The sequence below is a fragment of the Streptomyces sp. CNH287 genome, from assembly GCF_000424825.1.
This window is the reverse complement of the sequence record NZ_AUKQ01000017.1, coordinates 1-16,554: the sequence shown is the minus strand read 5'-3', so window position 1 is coordinate 16,554 and position 16,554 is coordinate 1. Positions and strand designations below refer to the sequence as shown.

The window sequence follows — 16,554 nt, the reverse complement described above, 5'->3', positions numbered from 1 at the left end:
CCGGTGGGGCCCGCCCCGTCCCGGGGCCGGGCCCGCCGCGGGTCCGCGTCAGCGCGCCTCGCGCTGGAGGAAGCCCGCCGCCTCCGTCGCCCAGTAGGTGAGGATCATGCCGGCGCCCGCCCGCTTGAAGCTGGTCAGGGTCTCCAGGATGGCGCGCTCGCGCTCGATCCAGCCCTTCTCCGCGGCGGCCTCCAGCATCGCGTACTCGCCGGAGATCTGGTAGACGCCGACCGGCACCCGCGCGTGCTGCGCGACCTCGCGCAGCACGTCGAGGTAGGGCAGACCCGGCTTGACCATCACCATGTCCGCGCCCTCGGCCACGTCCAGCTCGAGTTCACGCAGCGCCTCGCGCGCGTTGGGCGGGTCCTGCTGGTAGGTCTTGCGGTCGCCTTGGAGGGAGGAGCCGACGGCCTCCCGGAAGGGGCCGTAGAAGGCCGAGGTGTACTTGACGGTGTACGCGAAGAGCGACACGTCCTGGTGCCCCGCCTCGTCCAGCGCGGCGCGTACGTGGCCGACCTGGCCGTCCATCATGCCGCTGGGGCCCAGCATGTGGGCGCCGGCGTCGGCCTGAACGCGGGCCATCTCGGCGTAGCGCACGAGCGTCGCGTCGTTGTCCACCCGGCCGCGCGCGTCCAGGACGCCGCAGTGCCCGTGATCGGTGAACTCGTCCAGGCACAGGTCGGACATGATCACCAGGTCGTCGCCGACCTCCGCGCGCACGTCCCGCAGGGCGCGCTGGAGGATGCCGTCCGGGTCGGTCCCCTGGGAGCCGGTCGCGTCCTTCTTCTCCTCCTCCGGGACGCCGTAGAGCATGATGCCCGACACGCCCGCCGCCACGGCCTCCACGGCCGCCTTGCGCAGCGTGTCACGGGTGTGCTGGACGACGCCCGGCATGGCGGCGACCGGCACCGGCTCGCTGATCCCCTCCCGCACGAAGGCGGGCAGGATCAGGTCGGCCGGATGCACCCGGTGCTCGGCGACCATGCGCCGCAGCGCGGCCGTGGTGCGCAGCCGCCGGGGGCGGACGGCGGGAAAGCCGCCGCCCGTACGGCTGCCCGTGTCGCTGCCTGCGATGCCGCTCATGAGGAACGCGCCCTTCGCCTCGTCGGCCGCTTCTCGCTCGGCCGCTTCACCACGTCACCCGCCGCGACCGCCTCGGCCCGGCGCTTCTGCCCGAACTCGGCCAGCGCCTCCGCGAGTCTGTGCACCGACGGCTCCGGCGAGAGCACGTCCACCCGCAGCCCGTGCTCCTCCGCCGTCTTGGCGGTGGCCGGGCCGATGCACGCGATGACGGTGACGTTGTGCGGCTTGCCCGCGATGCCGACCAGGTTGCGCACCGTGCTCGACGAGGTGAAGAGCACCGCGTCGAAGCCCCCGCCCTTGATCGCCTCACGGGTCTCGGCGGGCGGCGGCGAGGCGCGTACGGTCCGGTACGCGGTGACGTCGTCCACCTCCCAGCCCAGCTCGATCAGACCGGCGACCAGCGTCTCCGTGGCGATGTCGGCGCGCGGCAGGAAAACCCGGTCGATCGGGTCGAAGACCGGGTCGTAGGGCGGCCAGTCCTCCAGCAGCCCGGCGGCCGACTGCTCACCGCTGGGCACGAGGTCCGGCTTGACGCCGAAGTCGACCAGCGCCCCGGCCGTCTGCTCGCCGACCGCCGCGACCTTGATCCCGGCGAAGGCCCGCGCGTCGAGCCCGTACTCCTCGAACTTCTCGCGCACCGCCTTGACCGCGTTGAGCGAGGTGAAGGCGATCCACTCGTACCTGCCGGTGACCAGGCCCTTGACCGCGCGCTCCATCTGCTGCGGGGTGCGCGGCGGCTCCACGGCGATGGTCGGCACCTCGGCGGGCACCGCGCCGTACGAGCGCAGCTGTTCGGAGAGCGAGGCGGCCTGCTCCCTGGTGCGCGGCACCAGGACCTGCCAGCCGAAGAGCGGCTTGGACTCGAACCAGGCCAGCTGATCGCGCTGGGCGGGCGCGCTGCGCTCGCCGACGACGGCTATGACCGGCTGCCCGCCGTCGCCCGAGGGCAGCACCTTGGCCGCCTTCAGGGTCTGCGCGATGGAGCCGAGCGTCGCCGTCCAGGTGCGCTGCCGGGTGGTCGTACCGGCCAGGGTGACGGTGAGCGGGGTGTCCGGCTTGCGGCCGGCCGCCACCAGTTCCCCGGCGGCGCCGGCCACGGTCTCCAGCGTGGTGGAGACGACCACCGTCGCGTCGCTCGCGCCGGTCTCCGTCCAGCATCTGTTGTCGGCGGTACGCGCGTCGATGAAACGGACGTCCGTACCGTGCCCGTCGCGCAGCGGCACTCCGGCGTAAGCGGGCACGCCCACGGCCGTGGCCACACCGGGCACGACCTCGAAGGTGATGCCCTCGGCGACGCACGCGAGCATCTCCTCGGCGGCGTCCGCGTCGAGCCCGGGATCACCCGCGACCGCACGGACGACCCGCTTGCCGCTGCGTGCGGCCGTCATGACAATATTTGCCCAATCACCAGCGCTGGTGGGGGCAGTTGGGACAGTTGTGCTCTCGTCGGTGAGTGTCGCTTCGCTGCGCGCTGCCCCGGACACCCCGGTCAGCGGTGTGTCCACACCGGCTCGCGTGTGGGGGCGCACGATCTCGTGCACCTGCGGGTCGGCGACCAGCACATCAGCCCGCGCGAGCGCCTCCACGGCGCGCAGGGTCAGCAGTCCCGGGTCTCCGGGCCCGGCACCGAGGAAGGTGACGTGCCCGTGGGCACCGTAGAGGTGGTGAGTCGTCGAGGACTGCGTCGTCGACGACCGGGCGGCGGTGGGGCTCAAAGTGCTCGCTCCCCCATCAGACCGGCCGCGCCCTTGGCGAGCATCTCGTCGGCGAGTTCACGGCCCAGTCGCACGGACTGGGACACGGCTTCGACGGCGGACGCCGGAACGGGACCGGTGGTGGACAGCTGCACCAGCGTCGAGCCGTCGGTCGTGCCGACGACGCCACGCAGGCGCATTTCGGTGGCAGCCTGCCCGTCGACCAACAGGTCGGCCAGCGCCCCCACAGGTGCGCTGCAGCCGGCCTCCAGGGCGGCGAGCAGGGTTCGCTCAGCGGTCACGGCGGCCCGTGTGTACGGGTCGTCGAGCCCGGCGAGCTGGGCGGCCAGATGCGTGTCGGTCGCCACGCACTCGACCGCCAGTGCCCCCTGGCCGGGGGCGGGCAGCATTGCGTCCGGGGTGATCAGCTCAGTGGCTTCGTCGATCCGGCCGATACGGTTCAGCCCGGCGGCGGCGAGGACGATCGCGTCGAACTCACCGGAGCGCACGTACCCGATCCGCGTCTCGATATTCCCACGAATGGGCACGGTGTCCACCTCGGCGCCGAGCGAGCGGGCCCAGGCGTTGAGCTGCGCCGTGCGGCGCGGGGAGCCCGTACCGATGCGCGGCGGGCTCGCGGCGGTGCGCACCAGGCGCTCGAAATCCAGGCCGTCACGGGCTATCAGGGCATCGCGCGGGTCCTCGCGGCGGGGCACGGCGGCCAGCGCCAACTCGGGCGGCTGCGTGGTCGGCAGGTCCTTGAGCGAGTGCACGGCGAGGTCAATCTCACCTCGCACGAGCGCGTCGCGCAGCGCCGAGACGAAGACCCCGGTGCCGCCGATACTGGCCAGTTCCGCGCGGCTGGTGTCGCCGTAGGTGGTGACGCCGACGAGTTCGACGGGCCGGCCGGTGGCGCGGCGCACCTGCTCGGCCACCAGGCCGGACTGCGCCATGGCCAGCGTGCTGCGGCGGGTGCCCAGGCGGAGGGCTGTGGTGCTGCTGGGGGTGCTCATGGCCGCTCCTGTTCCGGGTTGCTGACAGCCGCGACGGCCTGCGGGTCGAGGTCGAACAGCTCGCGCAGCGCGTCGGCGTAACCGGCACCGCCGGGCTCTCCCGCGAGCTGCTTGACCCGTACGGTCGGCGCGTGCAGCAGTTTGTCGACGACGCGGCGCACGGTCTGCGTGATCTCGGCGAGCTGCTTCTCGTCGAGGCCGCGCAGCCTCCCTTCGAGCCGCGCCATCTCGCCGACCACCACGTCGGAGGCCATGGCGCGCAGGGCGACCACGGTGGGCGTGATGGTCGCGGCACGCTGGGCGGCCCCGAACGCGGCCACTTCGTCCGCGACGATACCCCGCACCGCGTCGACGTCGGCAGCCATCGGGGCGTCCGCGGACGCCTCCGCCAGCGATTCGATGTCGACGAGGCGGACGCCGTCGAGGCCGTGCGCGGCGGCGTCGATGTCGCGGGGCATGGCGAGGTCGAGCAGGGCGACGGGCGCGCGGGCGCGCTCGGCGGGGTGCTCGTACGTGTGCTCGGTGGCGCGCTCCCGTGCGGGCGCATCGCGCGTAGCGAGGGCGTCGCGCAGCATGTCGGCGGTCAGCACGGTGCCGGTGGCGCCCGTGCAGGAGACGACGAGGTCGGCGTGGGGCAGTTCGGCGGGCACGTCCTCGACCGGGACGGCGCGGGCGGCGGGGCCGCCGCCGCCCTCGGCGAGGCCGGAGGCGAGGCGCCGCGCGCGGGACAGGGTCCGGTTGGCGATCACCAGTTCGGTCGCACCGCAGCGCACGAGGGTCGTCGCGGCCAGCGAGGACATCGATCCGGCGCCGATCACCAGCACCCGCTTGCCCGCCACCCAGCCGGCCACGTCGCCGCCGCCGGTGCGGGCCGCGAGGGTCTCCAGCCCGACCGTGACCAGCGACTGCCCGGCCCGGTCGATGGCGGTCTCCGAATGCGCCCGCTTCCCGACGCGCAGGGCCTGCTGGAAGAGGTCGTTCAGCAGCCGCCCGGCGGTGTGCTCCTCCTGGGCGACGGCGAGCGCGTCCTTGATCTGGCCGAGGATCTGCCCCTCGCCGACGACCATCGAGTCCAGCCCGCAGGACACCGAGAAGAGGTGGTGCACGGCCCGGTCCTCGTAGTGCACGTAGAGGTAGGGCGTCAGCTCGTCCAGGCCGACGCCGCTGTGCCGGACCAGCAGGGTGGACAGGTCGGCGACACCGGCGTGGAACTTGTCCACGTCGGCGTACAGCTCGATGCGGTTGCACGTGGAGAGCACCGCTGCCTCGCTGACGGACTCGGTGCCCACCGCGTCCTGGAGCAGCTTGCCGCGCAGGCCGCTCTCCAGCGCGGCGCGCTCCAGCACGCTGACCGGCGCACTGCGGTGGCTCAGACCGACGACCAGGAGACTCATGCCGGCATCACGGCGGGCACGTCCCCGTCAGGTCCCGTCTCGGGGCGCTTCGCGGTGGCGGCGGCGGCCGGGCCGCCGGGCGGAGCCGTCCCGTGCGTCTTCGCGGACACCGGCCCCTTGACCGCCTTGGGCACCTCGGTCACCGTCGCGGCGGGCGGGGCGACGGGCGGCGCCGCCTCGTCGGCCGGGCTCTCCTCGCCCGCCTTGCGCTGCTCGTGGAACGCGAGGATCTGCAGCTCTATCGACAGGTCGACCTTCCGCACGTCCACACCCTCGGGCACGGAGAGCACGGTGGGCGCGAAATTGAGGATCGAGGTGATGCCCGCCGCCACGAGCCGCTCGCAGACCTGCTGCGCGGAGCCCGCCGGGGTGGCGATCACGCCGATGGAGACGCCGTTGTCCGAAACGATCTTCTCCAGCTCGTCCGTGTGCTGCACCGGGATGCCTGCGACGGGGCGGCCGGCCATCGTCGCGTCGGCGTCGATGAGCGCGGCGACCCGGAAGCCGCGGGAGGCGAAGCCGCCGTAGTTGGCGAGCGCGGCGCCGAGGTTGCCGATACCGACGATGACCACGGGCCAGTCCTGGGTCAGGCCCAGTTCACGGGAGATCTGGTAGACGAGGTACTCGACGTCGTAGCCGACGCCGCGGGTCCCGTACGAGCCGAGGTAGGAGAAGTCCTTGCGCAGCTTCGCCGAGTTGACCCCGGCGGCGGCGGCCAGTTCCTCGGACGAGACGGTGGGTACGGAGCGCTCGGAGAGCGCGGTGAGGGCGCGCAGGTACAGCGGGAGGCGCGCGACCGTGGCCTCGGGAATCCCTCGGCTCCGGGTCGTCGCCGGTCGGTGAGTTCGGCCAGTTGCCACGGTGCTCCTGCCGGTTGCGCGAAGCGGTGAGCGGTCGCACACCGCGCACGTCACTGCGCTCGCGCCCGGACCGCTCCGTCTCGCCCAGGCTATGCCTTTGTGAACGCGTGCACAAAGATGGTGTCCGCTTTGTCCGGTCAACGTGACCGGCGCCACACACACCAGGGGGGACACGCGTTCACACTCCTCACATGTACGCCCCCGGACGGCAAAACGACCTCGATGATAATCGAATTCCGGTCGAATCCGGACCGCGCCGAAGTCAGCCCGCGAGCGCCGCGCGCAGCCGATCCGGGTCGACCCGCCAGAAATCGTGCTGCTCACCGTCGATCAGCACCACCGGAATCTGCTCCCAGTAGGCGCGGTACAACTCCTGGTCCTGGTTGATGTCCTTCTCCTCCCACACGGCACCTGTCTCGGAACAGACCCTGGCGATGGTGTCCCGTGCCACCTCGCAGAGATGGCAGCCGGGCTTCGCGATCAACGTGACCTTCTTCATGCGGCCATTGTCCGCCCCCGCCCGCCGGCCGTGCCCCGCAGCCCGCGCTCCGCAGCCCGTACCGCCCGTACGCCGGCACGTCCCCCTCCCGTCGCCAGGCCGTAAGGGCGCAGGTGGGAGGACTGGTTATGCTCGCGGTATGGCCGTTCCGTCCTGGCTCACCCCCCGTAGGCGCTCCGCGACCGCGCGCAGCGTCCTGGCGGGCGAGGCCGCCGCGGAGGCGGCCCGCAAGCAGGAGGGCGCGCGGGCGGAGCAGGAGGCCCGGGAGGCTCGCGAGAAGAAGCAGTCGAGCGCGCGGGACGACGCCGACAGCGAGAGCGCGAGCGGCGGCGCCGACGGGGGGGCGCCCGGTTTCCCGGTCACCGGGGACACCAGGGCCGCCGCCTTCTTCGACCTGGACAACACCGTCATGCAGGGCGCCGCGCTCTTCCACTTCGGCCGCGGGCTCTACAAGCGCCAGTTCTTCAGCAAGCGCGAACTGGCGCGTTTCGCCTGGCAGCAGGCGTACTTCCGGCTCGCGGGTGCGGAGAACGCCGGGCACATGCAGGACGCACGGGACAGCGCCCTCTCCATCGTCAAGGGCCACCACGCCTCCGAACTGAACGCGATCGGCGAGGAGATCTACGACGAGTACATGGCCGGCCGGATCTGGCCGGGCACCCGCGCCCTCGCCCAGGCCCACCTGGACGCGGGCCAGAAGGTCTGGCTGGTGACCGCCGCCCCCGTCGAGACGGCGACGATCATCGCCCGGCGCCTCGGGCTGACCGGCGCGCTCGGCACCGTCGCCGAGTCCGTCGACGGCGTCTACACCGGCCGCCTGGTCGGCGAGCCGCTGCACGGCCCGGCCAAGGCGGAGGCCGTACGCGCGCTGGCCGCCGCCGAGCAGTTGGAACTGGAGCGCTGCGCCGCGTACAGCGACTCCGCGAACGACATCCCGATGCTGTCGCTCGTCGGATATCCGTATGCGATCAATCCTGACAGCCGCCTGCGCGCGCACGCCAGGGAAATGGGCTGGCGGTTGCGCGACTACCGCACCGGGCGAAAAGCGGTCAAGATCGGCATACCGGCCGCGGCGGGGGTCGGCGCGGCGGCGGGCGGCGCGGTGGCGGCCGTGGCACTGCAACGCCGTCGGCGCTGAGGGGGTTCACCCGCCGTGCACGGGGGGAGACCGACAGGTGTGACGTCCCCACCGCCCGCGCACCGCCCGCGCCGCCCGTCGTGCCACCGCCCCGCAGCAGCTCACCGCGCACACCCTGGCCCTTGGTGAACGCGCGGGGCACACGCGGGAGATAACCGGATTCGCGACGCCGGACCCGCCGCTCACCCCCACCTGCGCGCCGCCGGACGCGTGCGCTCGACTCGGCCATAAATCGTCACCGAATCGACAATCCACGGCGTCGAAACGATCAACACACCACACCTGTTCGAATTGCAATCGATCACCAACGCGTAACAGATCAAACGGAATCGGCAATTTCGACAACTAGGTGTAGCGCTCCCTGCACGAAGCGTTATTCTCCTCAGACGCATTCCGGTACCCACTCGTCCCAGCACCGGACGCAAGGTCCCGTTCTGCATGTGATGGAAGCTCTGCCTCTGGGAGTCCCGTGTACCCACACGTCGGGGTTGACACCTCGGGCCTGGCTACGCTGCGCACGACGGTCATCGACCAACTGCGCGCATTCGTCCCCACCGCGTACGCCGTCCCCGCCCTCGCCGCAGCCGCACCTGTCCCCGTACGCCCCTGCTACGCCCTGACCGACAGCACCACCAGTACCCGCACCACCGGGCGCCGCCCGCGCAGCGGCGCCGCCGGCACCTCCGGCAACGCGTCCGCAGGGCGGCGTCCCGCCGTCAGCGAGGCGGACGCGCGCCGCATGATGGACCTGGTCGAGCGCGCCCAGAGCGGCGAGGCCGACGCCTTCGGCTGCCTCTACGACCAGTACAGCGACACCGTCTACCGCTACATCTACTACCGCGTCGGCGGACGGGCCACGGCCGAGGACCTGACCAGTGAGACCTTCCTGCGCGCCCTGCGCCGGATCGGCACCTTCACCTGGCAGGGCCGCGACTTCGGCGCCTGGCTGGTCACCATCGCGCGCAACCTGGTCGCCGACCACTTCAAGTCCAGCCGCTTCCGCCTGGAAGTGACCACCGGAGAGATGCTCGACGCGAACGAGGTCGAACGCAGCCCCGAGGAATCGGTTCTCGAGACCCTCTCCAACGCCGCCCTGCTGGACGCCGTGCACCGGCTCAACCCGCAGCAGCAGGAGTGCGTCACGCTGCGCTTCCTCCAGGGCCTCACGGTGGCCGAGACCGCGCGCATCATGGGGAAGAACGAGGGTGCGATCAAGACCCTCCAGTACCGCGCCGTCCGCACGCTGGCCCGGCTGCTGCCCGACGACGCACGCTGACCACTGGTGACCGCACAGGCACCCCCGGTCACATCATCGTCACTCCGTAACCCGACTGGCTTTCCGCTCGTTGTGGGGATTGCAGGCTCCCCGCAGTCGTGCCGCGCTCCCTCCGTACGCCCCGCGTACGGCCGGGAGTCGGCCGCGGCACCTTCCCCTTGTCGCGGGGGGTCGACCGTGCTGACGAGAGGAGGTGCCGCCGGTGATCGGATCGGTGTCGACGAGCCGACGGGCACATGCCTTCGCCCAGGCCCTGGACGAGCACGGTCGCGAGCCCCACGGCTCCGCGACCGACGGGGCAACGGGTGGTGGCGCACCAGGTGGCAGGAGGCCAGGCGGCGGGACGGCCGGCGGTGAGGGTCCGCCAGGGCAAGGCTCACTGCTCGCCCTGGCGGACGGGCTCTGCACGCTGCCCCGGCCCGAGCTGGACGCGGAGGTCAAGGCCGTCCAACGGGCCCAGCTCATCGCGGCCATGGAGACCGCCTTCGCCGACGGCGCCTTCGCGGAGGGCGCCGCCCGCGCGGGCGCGGAGGGTGTGGTCCCCGAGCAACGCGCCCCCGGCGCGACCCGTGCCCCGCGCGCCAGCCGCGGCGCACACCGGGCGCCGCCACTGAGCGCGCTGAGCAGACTGCGCCCCAAATCCCGGCTGGGCAAGGGGATCGCGGCGGGCGGCCTCAGCGTCGGAGTGGCGGCCGGAGCCCTCGGCGGAGCCGCCGTGGCCAGTACGGACGCCCTCCCCGGCGACACCCTCTACGGCCTCAAGCGCGGCATGGAGGGCCTCCGGCTGGACCTCGCGGGCGGCGACGCCGACCGGGGGCAGGTCTACCTGGAGAACGCCTCCACCCGGCTCCGGGAAGCCCGCCGCCTGATGGAGCGCGGCCGTTCGGGCTCGCTGGACTACGAGTCGGTGAACGAGGTCCGCCGCACGCTGTCCGGCATGCGGCACGACGCGGCGGAGGGCCGCAGGCTGCTGACCGCCGCCTACGAGCGGGACGGCAAGATCGGCCGGATCGAGTCGCTGTCCGCCTTCTCCGAGGAGCACAAGCAGCGCTGGAGCCAGCTGCGCGAGCGGCTGCCCGCACAGCTCACCGAGGTCGGCGAGGAGGTGACGTCCGTCTTCGACGCCATAGAGGAGCAAGTCGGCCCGCTGCGCCCGCTGTTCGCCGCCCTGCCGCAGGACACCCCGCTGGAGGAGACGGCGCGCACCCAGCTGCGCGAGCGGCGCCCGGCCCTCTCGCCCCTGCCCTCCTCGCCCGCCGCCTCGTCCTCCACCACGCCCTCGGCGGACGCGCGGGCGAAGCCGGGCCCCGGCAGCCCGGGCCCCACCGGCACCGAGCCCTCCGAGCAAGGGCTGCTCGGCGGCGGCGGGCTCTTCGGCCCGCCGGCCGCGTCGCCGGAGGGCGAGCGGTCCGCCCCCGGCACCCGCCCCGGCGAGGGGGCGCCGGACCCAGGTGCGACCCCGCGCGCCCCCGGCGACAGCCCGGGCGCGCAGCCCGGCGGGACTCCGGCGCCCGGGCCGGACATCACGCTGCCCCCGCTGGTCCCGAACGTCCTGCCAGGGCTGGACGGAGAGCCGCAGGGCGGATGAGCCGGTGGGGACGGTACGGGCGCCGCCACGCCCGTACCGTCCCCACCTTCCGGCTCCGCGGCGGCACGGCTCCCGGGGGGCCGCTCAGAAGAAGACCGAGCGCCGCCGCACCAGCATCTCGTACAGCGTGTGCTGGATCGTCTCCCGGACCTGGTCGGTGAGGTGGAACATCAGCACCGGGTCCTCCGCCGCCTCCGGCGGATACCCCTCGGACGCCAGGGGCTCGCCGAACTGAATCGTCCACTTCGTCGGCAGCGGCACCGCACCGAGCGCCCCCAGCCAGGGGAACGTCGGCGTGATCGGGAAGTACGGCAGGCCCAGCAGCCGGGCCAGCGTCCGGGAGTTGCCGATCATGGGGTAGGTCTCCTCCGCCCCGACGATCGAGCACGGCACGATCGGCACGCCCGCCCGCAGCGCCGTCGAGACGAAACCGCCCCGCCCGAACCGCTGGAGCTTGTACCGCTCCGCGAAGGGCTTGCCGATGCCCTTGAAGCCCTCGGGCATCACCCCCACCACCTCGCCGGACTCCAGCAGGCGCTGCGCGTCCTCGGCGCACGCGAGCGTGTGCCCCGCCTTCCGGGCGAGTTCGCTGACCACCGGGAGGCGGAACACCAGGTCGGCGGCGAGCAGCCGCAGCGCACGCCCGGCGGGGTGGTGGTCGTGCACGGCGACCTGGAGCATCAGCGCGTCCAGCGGCAGGGTGCCGGAGTGGTTGGCCACCACCAACGCGCCGCCGGTGTCCGGGATGTGCTCCAGCCCGCGGACCTCGACCCGGAAGTAGTTCTCGTACACCGGGCGCAGCAGGGACATCAGCACCTGGTCGGTGAGTTCCTCGTCGTAGCCGAACTCGTCGACCTCGTACTCGCCGGTGAGCCGCCGCCGCAGGAACGCCAGCCCGCGCGCGGCGCGTTCCTCCCAGCCGGGTGCCGTGCCGCCGCCGGAGTCCGCCGCCGGGTCCGGGTCCAGGTCCGGCGAGGCTGCCTGGCCGTCCGCCTCGTCGCCCCGCCCCGGCCCCGCCGCGTCCGCCCCGTCCGCCGCGGCCCCGTCGTGCTGTTCCGGTACGGCGCCGCCGCGCGCACGGCGCCTGCGCCGGTCGTCGTCGAACGGGATCACCTTCGCGTCAGTCATGGCGTCCGGACTCCTTCCCCTGCGCCACCGGGCCCGCACGCCCGGCGGAACCCGCGCGCCGCGCCCCCGCGTACGGCGGATCGGCCAGCCGCGACAACCCGGTCAGCCCGGCCGCGACCCGGTCGACCGTACGCCCGACCAGCTCTGGCGGCAGCAGCCCCCGCCCGTACCCGCGGGCGAAGTCGACCAGCGTCCCGGCCGTGCTGAACTCCGGCTCGAAGCCGAGGAACTCGCGCATCCGCGCGGCCCGCACCACCCTGCCGTAGGTCAGCATCCTGATCTGCTCGGGGGAGAAATCCGTCAGGCCCGCCGAGCGCAGCACGGAGCCGCCCCAGCGGATCGCGGGCAGCAGCAGCGGCAGCGTCGGCCTGCCCAGCCGCCGCGCGCACTGCGACAGCAGCAGCACTCCCGCGCCGGCGATGTCGAACGTCCCCGCGTGGAACGTGCCACGCGCGGGCTCGCCGGACACCCGGCACAGCACCTCGACCGCGTCGCGCTCGTGCACGAACTGGAGCCTCGGATCATGGCCGAGCACCGTCGGCAGCACGGGCAGCGTGAAGTAGTCGCCCATCGGCGAGTCCACCGTGGGGCCCAGTACGTGCGCGAAGCGCAGCAGCGTCACCGCGACGTCCGGCCTGCGGCGGGCGAACGCCCGCACGTAACCCTCGACCTCCACCACATCCTTGGCGAAGCCGCCGCTCGGCAGCGCCTTGGCCTCGGTGTCCTCGTCGAGGACGGCGGGGTCGCGGGGCGCGGAACCGTAGACGCTCGTGCTCGACTTCACCACCAGCCGACGCACCCCCGGGGCCCGCTGGCAGGCGCCGAGCAGCTGCATCGTCCCGATGACGTTGGTCTCCTTGACGGAGGCCCGGCTGCCGCGCGGGGTCAGCGGGGTGCCGTGGATGTCCATGTGGACGACGGTGTCCACGCCGTGCTCGACCAGCACCTCACCGATGGCGGGCTGCCGGATGTCGGCCCGTACGAACCGCGCGCCGCCCAGCTGGTGCACGGGTGGCTGCACGTCCACGCCGATGACCCGGTCGACGCCGGGCTCCCGCTGCATCCGGCTGACGAAGTGGCCGCCGAGCTGCCGGGCGACTCCCGTGACGAGCACGACTCTGCCCACGTTCGCTCCCTCTCGCGGGCCGTGACCCGCGGCCCGATGAAACAGGACCGCCGCCCTCCCCCACGCACACCACGGTGCGGGACGGAGAGCGGCGGTCAACGAACAGCGCGCTCGCTCACTTCTTGTTGCGGCGCTGAACACGCGTGCGCTTGAGCAGCTTGCGGTGCTTCTTCTTCGCCATCCGCTTGCGCCGCTTTTTGATAACAGAGCCCACGACTACCCTCGCTCACGGATCATCCCCACAGGTGTGGGGAGAACTCATTTCGAATCACTCGGTGCGGGGCGTCCGAGCCCACACGACCTACATGGGGTCAGCCTACCCGTCACCGAGTGATGCTCGTAAACCGAGGTCCGACGCACGACCCTGCCGACCGTCCGCGATCAAGGACAGCTGGTGCCCGAGAGGAGCACGTAAGCCTCTCCAGGGCCTGTCTGGCAGTTCGCGTCGGATCAGGCCGGGAGCGTGCGTGCCGGGCGGGCCGGACCCGGCGGGAACTGTCAGACAGGCCCTAGGCGCTCTCCACCCCCACATACGAATCCTGGAGATACTCATGGACAGCCTGCTCTGGGACCCGGAAGGACCTGCCCACCCGGATCGCCGGCAGATGACCGCTGTGCACCAAGCGGTACACGGTCATCTTGGAAACGCGCATCACCGCGGCGACTTCCGCCACGGTCAAGAACACGACCTCGTTGAGAGGCCTCTCGCCAGCAGCCATGTCACACCTGACCTTCCGCACATGTCGGGCACCGGCTTCCCCTCCGGTGACTCCTGCTCGCATGTGCGCTCCTCCCCAGATTAGGGGCGGGTGATGCAAGTGAGGAAGAGGAGCAACGATCGGCCTCCTACTGTGACAGACGCTCCCGATTGAGTACATAGCGAGCAAGCGGACGGTAGCGGAGGTGACTCGGAGAGTCAGCACGGCGAGTGGCACAGGTGGGTGTCCGTCACCCTGCCGGCGACCTGTCCCGCCTTCGGCGCGCGACCCTGCCCGCTGCTCCGCTCCACTCCCGGCCACGCCTCTGACCTGCGACGCGGCCCTCGTCGGGCCCACTCGCCCGCAGCCTGGGAAGCCGGCGCCGAACGGCCTCGCGACAGGTCGGGCACGGTGGGCGTCGGCGACGGTGCGTGCCCGCGCGCACCCCCGCACCCGGCGCGGGCGGCCGGTCCCGACCCCGGATCGGCGCGACGCTCCGTACGCAGGAAAGGTTGTAGGGGCGTACTCCGAACCGGGTCGTTATGTCGATACGTTCCCCCTCCGCCGGTGCTAGTACCAGGCACGCAGCCGCCGACGACGCAGCGGGCAGTGCGGCGTAGACGCCGGGGAGCGGCAGGGGTTGGGGAACCGAGTGGGGAAAGGAGTTGAGCAGGGGGCGCGGGGGGAGTGGCAGAGCGGGGCTCAGGGAAGCAAGCCATGCGCCGGGTAGACCGCGCGCCGGGTCGCCAGCACCGCCTGGTCCAGCGCGTCGGCGGGGTCGTACCCCGACTCGCCCCACTTCTTCCACAGCGGCTCACCACCGTCCGTCATCCGCAGCGGCGGCACGGTCCGCCCCGTACGCGCGTACACCGCGTCCCGCCACTCGTCGGGGACCACGCTGCCCGGGTCGATCGGCGCACCCGCCGCGATGGCCACCAGATGCGTCCAACTGCGCGGCACCACGTCCACCACCGCGTATCCGCCGCCGCCCAGCGCCAGCCAGCGGCCGGCCGTCAGCTCGTGTGCCCAGCCGTGGCAGGCCTCGGCCGCCGAACGCTGCGCGTCGACGCTGACCGCGAGGTGCGCCAGCGGATCGTCCGCGTGCGTGTCCGCACCGTGCTGCGTGACCAGCACCTGCGGGGCGAACGACGCCAGCAGCTCCGGAACGACGCCGTGCAGCGCCCGCAGCCAGCCCGCGTCACCGGTGCCGGGGGGCAGCGCCACGTTCACCGCGGTGCCCTCCGCCTCGGGGCCGCCGCACTCCTGCGGCCAGCCGGTGCCGGGGAAGAGAGTGCGGGGGTGCTCGTGCAGCGAGACCGTGAGCACCCGGGGGTCGTTCCAGAAGGCCGCCTGCACGCCGTCGCCGTGGTGCACGTCCACATCGACGTACGCGACGCGCTCGGCGCCCAGCTCCAGCAGCCGGGCGATGGCGAGCGCGGGGTCGTTGTAGACGCAGAAACCGGCCGCCGAACCGGGCATGGCGTGGTGCAGCCCGCCGGCGAAGTTCACCCCGTGCAGCACGTCGCCCCGCCACACCGCCTCGGCCGCGGCCACCGACTGGCCCGCGATGAGCGCCGACGCCTCGTGGATGCCCGCGAACGCCGGATCGTCCTCGGTGCCCAGGCCGTACGAGCCGTCCGCCGAGGCGGGATCGGCGGACACGCGGCCGACGGCGTCGAGATAGTCCTGCCGGTGCACCAGGCGCAACGTGGACTGCCCGGCGGCCGAGGCCCGCACGATCTCCAACTCCGGCGCCCGGTCCAGCCCGTACGCCTCCACCAGGCGCATCGTCAGCGCGAGCCGGATGGGGTCCATGGGGTGTCCGGGACCGAAGTCATAGCCGGTGACCGCCTCGTCCCACATCACCCGCGCGCCGCCGCTCATGCCCGACACGGTACCTGCCCGCACACCCCTCGGAGGGCGGCGGGCAGGGTCAGCGGGCGAGCAGCGGGAGGAGTTCGCCCATGTCCGTGAACAGGGCGCTGGCCTGGGCAAGCTGCTCCCGAGGCGTCATCATCGCGTACCCGTACACGTCCATGCCCGCGGCGCGGGCCGCCTGGACGCCCAGCGGGCTGTCCTCGACCACCGCGCACCGCTCGGGGGACGTGCCCATCGCCCGGGCGGCGTGCAGGAACAGGTCGGGTGCGGGCTTGCCGTGGTCGACGTCCTGGGAGCTGAAGATCCGGGTGTCGTCGAAGTGGCCGGACAGGCCGGTCGTGTGCAGGGCCGCACGGATGCGCTCGTGCGTGCCGGAGGAGGCCAGGCAGTACGGGACGTCTTCGGCTGCCAGGGTGCGCAGCACGTCGGCGACGCCTGCCACCGGTTCGAGTTCGCGGCGGAAAGCGGAGACCGTCCGCTCGTGCAGGGTGCCGTTGAACTCCTCGGGCAGCTTGCGCCCGGTACGCTCCCCCGTCAGCTCGTGCACGCGCTGCACGCTGCCGCCCATGTAGTCGCGCAGGGAATCCTCGTAGGTGGTCGGGTGGCCCAACTCCGTGAGGTAGGCGGCAAGAACCCGATTGGCGATCGGCTCGCTGTCCACGAGAACACCGTCGTTGTCGAAGATGATCAGCTCATAGCCCATGGCGTCAGCCTAGGTCTTTCCCTGACCCGTGGTGGAGGAGGGAGCCGGCCTGGTGGGGGCTGGGGCAAGAGAGCAACGCAAAATGGGTGGGTTCCCGGAAACTAAGTTTCCGGGAACCCACCCATTCAATGATTGTTCGGCGGTGACCTACTCTCCCACACGCTCCCGCATGCAGTACCATCGGCGTAACAAGGCTTAGCTTCCGGGTTCGGAATGTAACCGGGCGTTTCCCTCACACTATGACCACCGAAACACGGTGAAACACACACCAGCAGCACCACACCACCCACCCCAAAAAACAGATAGCAGTGTGTGCCGGCTTGGTTGTGGTCTCAGAAACCACACAGTGGACGCGAACAACTGAGGACAAGCCCTCGGCCTATTAGTACCGGTCAACTCCACCCCTCACGAGGCTTCCATATCCGGCCTATCAACCCGGTCATCTACCGGGAGCCTTAACCCCACAAAGGAGGTGG

The 16,554-nt window shown here is 72.3% G+C and carries 15 protein-coding genes and 2 rRNA genes; 3 read left to right on the top strand and 14 right to left on the bottom strand.

Features of this window, described 5'->3' with window-relative positions; all coding sequences use genetic code 11:
• Positions 1–48 precede the first annotated feature (48 nt).
• The 6 genes from hemB to H299_RS0118155 form a co-directional block, all read right to left on the bottom strand.
• Positions 49–1,083 carry a porphobilinogen synthase gene (gene hemB, locus H299_RS0118180; RefSeq protein ID WP_051262602.1) on the bottom strand — a complete coding sequence of 345 codons (1,035 nt, stop codon included), beginning with the start codon at positions 1,081–1,083 and terminating at the stop codon, positions 49–51.
• Complete coding sequence (locus H299_RS0118175) at positions 1,080–2,798, bottom strand: bifunctional uroporphyrinogen-III C-methyltransferase/uroporphyrinogen-III synthase (protein ID WP_027749555.1); 1,719 nt, start codon at positions 2,796–2,798, stop codon at positions 1,080–1,082. Before H299_RS0118175 ends, hemB begins: the two co-directional genes overlap by 4 nt.
• On the bottom strand, positions 2,795–3,790 hold the full coding sequence (hemC, locus tag H299_RS0118170) for a hydroxymethylbilane synthase (protein ID WP_027749554.1): 996 nt from the start codon (positions 3,788–3,790) through the stop codon (positions 2,795–2,797). Before hemC ends, H299_RS0118175 begins: the two co-directional genes overlap by 4 nt.
• The gene (locus H299_RS0118165; protein ID WP_027749553.1) at positions 3,787–5,184 is read right to left on the bottom strand and encodes a glutamyl-tRNA reductase; all 1,398 of its coding nucleotides are present in this window, start codon (positions 5,182–5,184) and stop codon (positions 3,787–3,789) included. Before H299_RS0118165 ends, hemC begins: the two co-directional genes overlap by 4 nt.
• Complete coding sequence (locus tag H299_RS0118160) at positions 5,181–6,044, bottom strand: redox-sensing transcriptional repressor Rex (RefSeq protein WP_027749552.1); 864 nt, start codon at positions 6,042–6,044, stop codon at positions 5,181–5,183. Before H299_RS0118160 ends, H299_RS0118165 begins: the two co-directional genes overlap by 4 nt.
• A 262-nt stretch (positions 6,045–6,306) precedes the next feature.
• Complete coding sequence (locus tag H299_RS0118155) at positions 6,307–6,543, bottom strand: glutaredoxin family protein (protein WP_027749551.1); 237 nt, start codon at positions 6,541–6,543, stop codon at positions 6,307–6,309.
• A 139-nt stretch (positions 6,544–6,682) separates the two neighbouring features.
• Between H299_RS0118155 and H299_RS0118150 the strand changes: the two genes are divergently transcribed.
• The 3 genes from H299_RS0118150 (at position 6,683) to H299_RS0118140 (ending at position 10,545) form a co-directional block, all read left to right on the top strand.
• Positions 6,683–7,681 (top strand): HAD-IB family hydrolase, encoded by a 999-nt coding sequence (locus H299_RS0118150; RefSeq protein ID WP_027749550.1) that lies wholly within the window; start codon positions 6,683–6,685, stop codon positions 7,679–7,681.
• A gap of 469 nt (positions 7,682–8,150) precedes the next feature.
• A complete protein-coding gene (locus H299_RS0118145; RefSeq protein WP_027749549.1) occupies positions 8,151–8,957 on the top strand; it encodes an ECF subfamily RNA polymerase sigma factor, BldN family in 807 nt (268 codons plus the stop codon).
• 202 nt (positions 8,958–9,159) lie between these two features.
• Positions 9,160–10,545: a DUF5667 domain-containing protein gene (locus H299_RS0118140; RefSeq protein ID WP_027749548.1), complete on the top strand. Its 1,386-nt coding sequence runs from the start codon at positions 9,160–9,162 to the stop codon at positions 10,543–10,545.
• Between the two features lie 84 nt (positions 10,546–10,629).
• Here the strand turns inward: H299_RS0118140 and H299_RS0118135 are convergent, their stop codons facing one another.
• From H299_RS0118135 to H299_RS0118105, 8 genes are all read right to left on the bottom strand, one after another.
• Positions 10,630–11,673, bottom strand: coding sequence for a lysophospholipid acyltransferase family protein (locus H299_RS0118135; protein WP_027749547.1), 1,044 nt, complete (start codon positions 11,671–11,673; stop codon positions 10,630–10,632).
• Positions 11,666–12,799 (bottom strand): NAD-dependent epimerase/dehydratase family protein, encoded by a 1,134-nt coding sequence (locus H299_RS34870; protein ID WP_078512846.1) that lies wholly within the window; start codon positions 12,797–12,799, stop codon positions 11,666–11,668. The genes H299_RS0118135 and H299_RS34870 overlap by 8 nt, the downstream gene beginning before the upstream one ends.
• Before the next feature lie 115 nt (positions 12,800–12,914).
• A complete protein-coding gene (locus H299_RS38445) occupies positions 12,915–13,013 on the bottom strand; it encodes a 30S ribosomal protein bS22 (protein WP_003948845.1) in 99 nt (32 codons plus the stop codon).
• Between the two features lie 295 nt (positions 13,014–13,308).
• Positions 13,309–13,518: a helix-turn-helix domain-containing protein gene (locus H299_RS0118125; RefSeq protein ID WP_027749546.1), complete on the bottom strand. Its 210-nt coding sequence runs from the start codon at positions 13,516–13,518 to the stop codon at positions 13,309–13,311.
• A 681-nt stretch (positions 13,519–14,199) separates the two neighbouring features.
• On the bottom strand, positions 14,200–15,381 hold the full coding sequence (locus tag H299_RS0118120) for an acetoin utilization protein AcuC (protein WP_027749545.1): 1,182 nt from the start codon (positions 15,379–15,381) through the stop codon (positions 14,200–14,202).
• 49 nt (positions 15,382–15,430) lie between these two features.
• Positions 15,431–16,078 (bottom strand): HAD family hydrolase, encoded by a 648-nt coding sequence (locus H299_RS0118115; protein ID WP_027749544.1) that lies wholly within the window; start codon positions 16,076–16,078, stop codon positions 15,431–15,433.
• Positions 16,079–16,212: 134 nt separating this feature from the next.
• A 5S ribosomal RNA gene (rrf, locus tag H299_RS0118110) occupies positions 16,213–16,329 on the bottom strand.
• A 111-nt stretch (positions 16,330–16,440) separates the two neighbouring features.
• A 23S ribosomal RNA gene (locus H299_RS0118105) occupies positions 16,441–16,554 on the bottom strand; the annotation flags it as partial.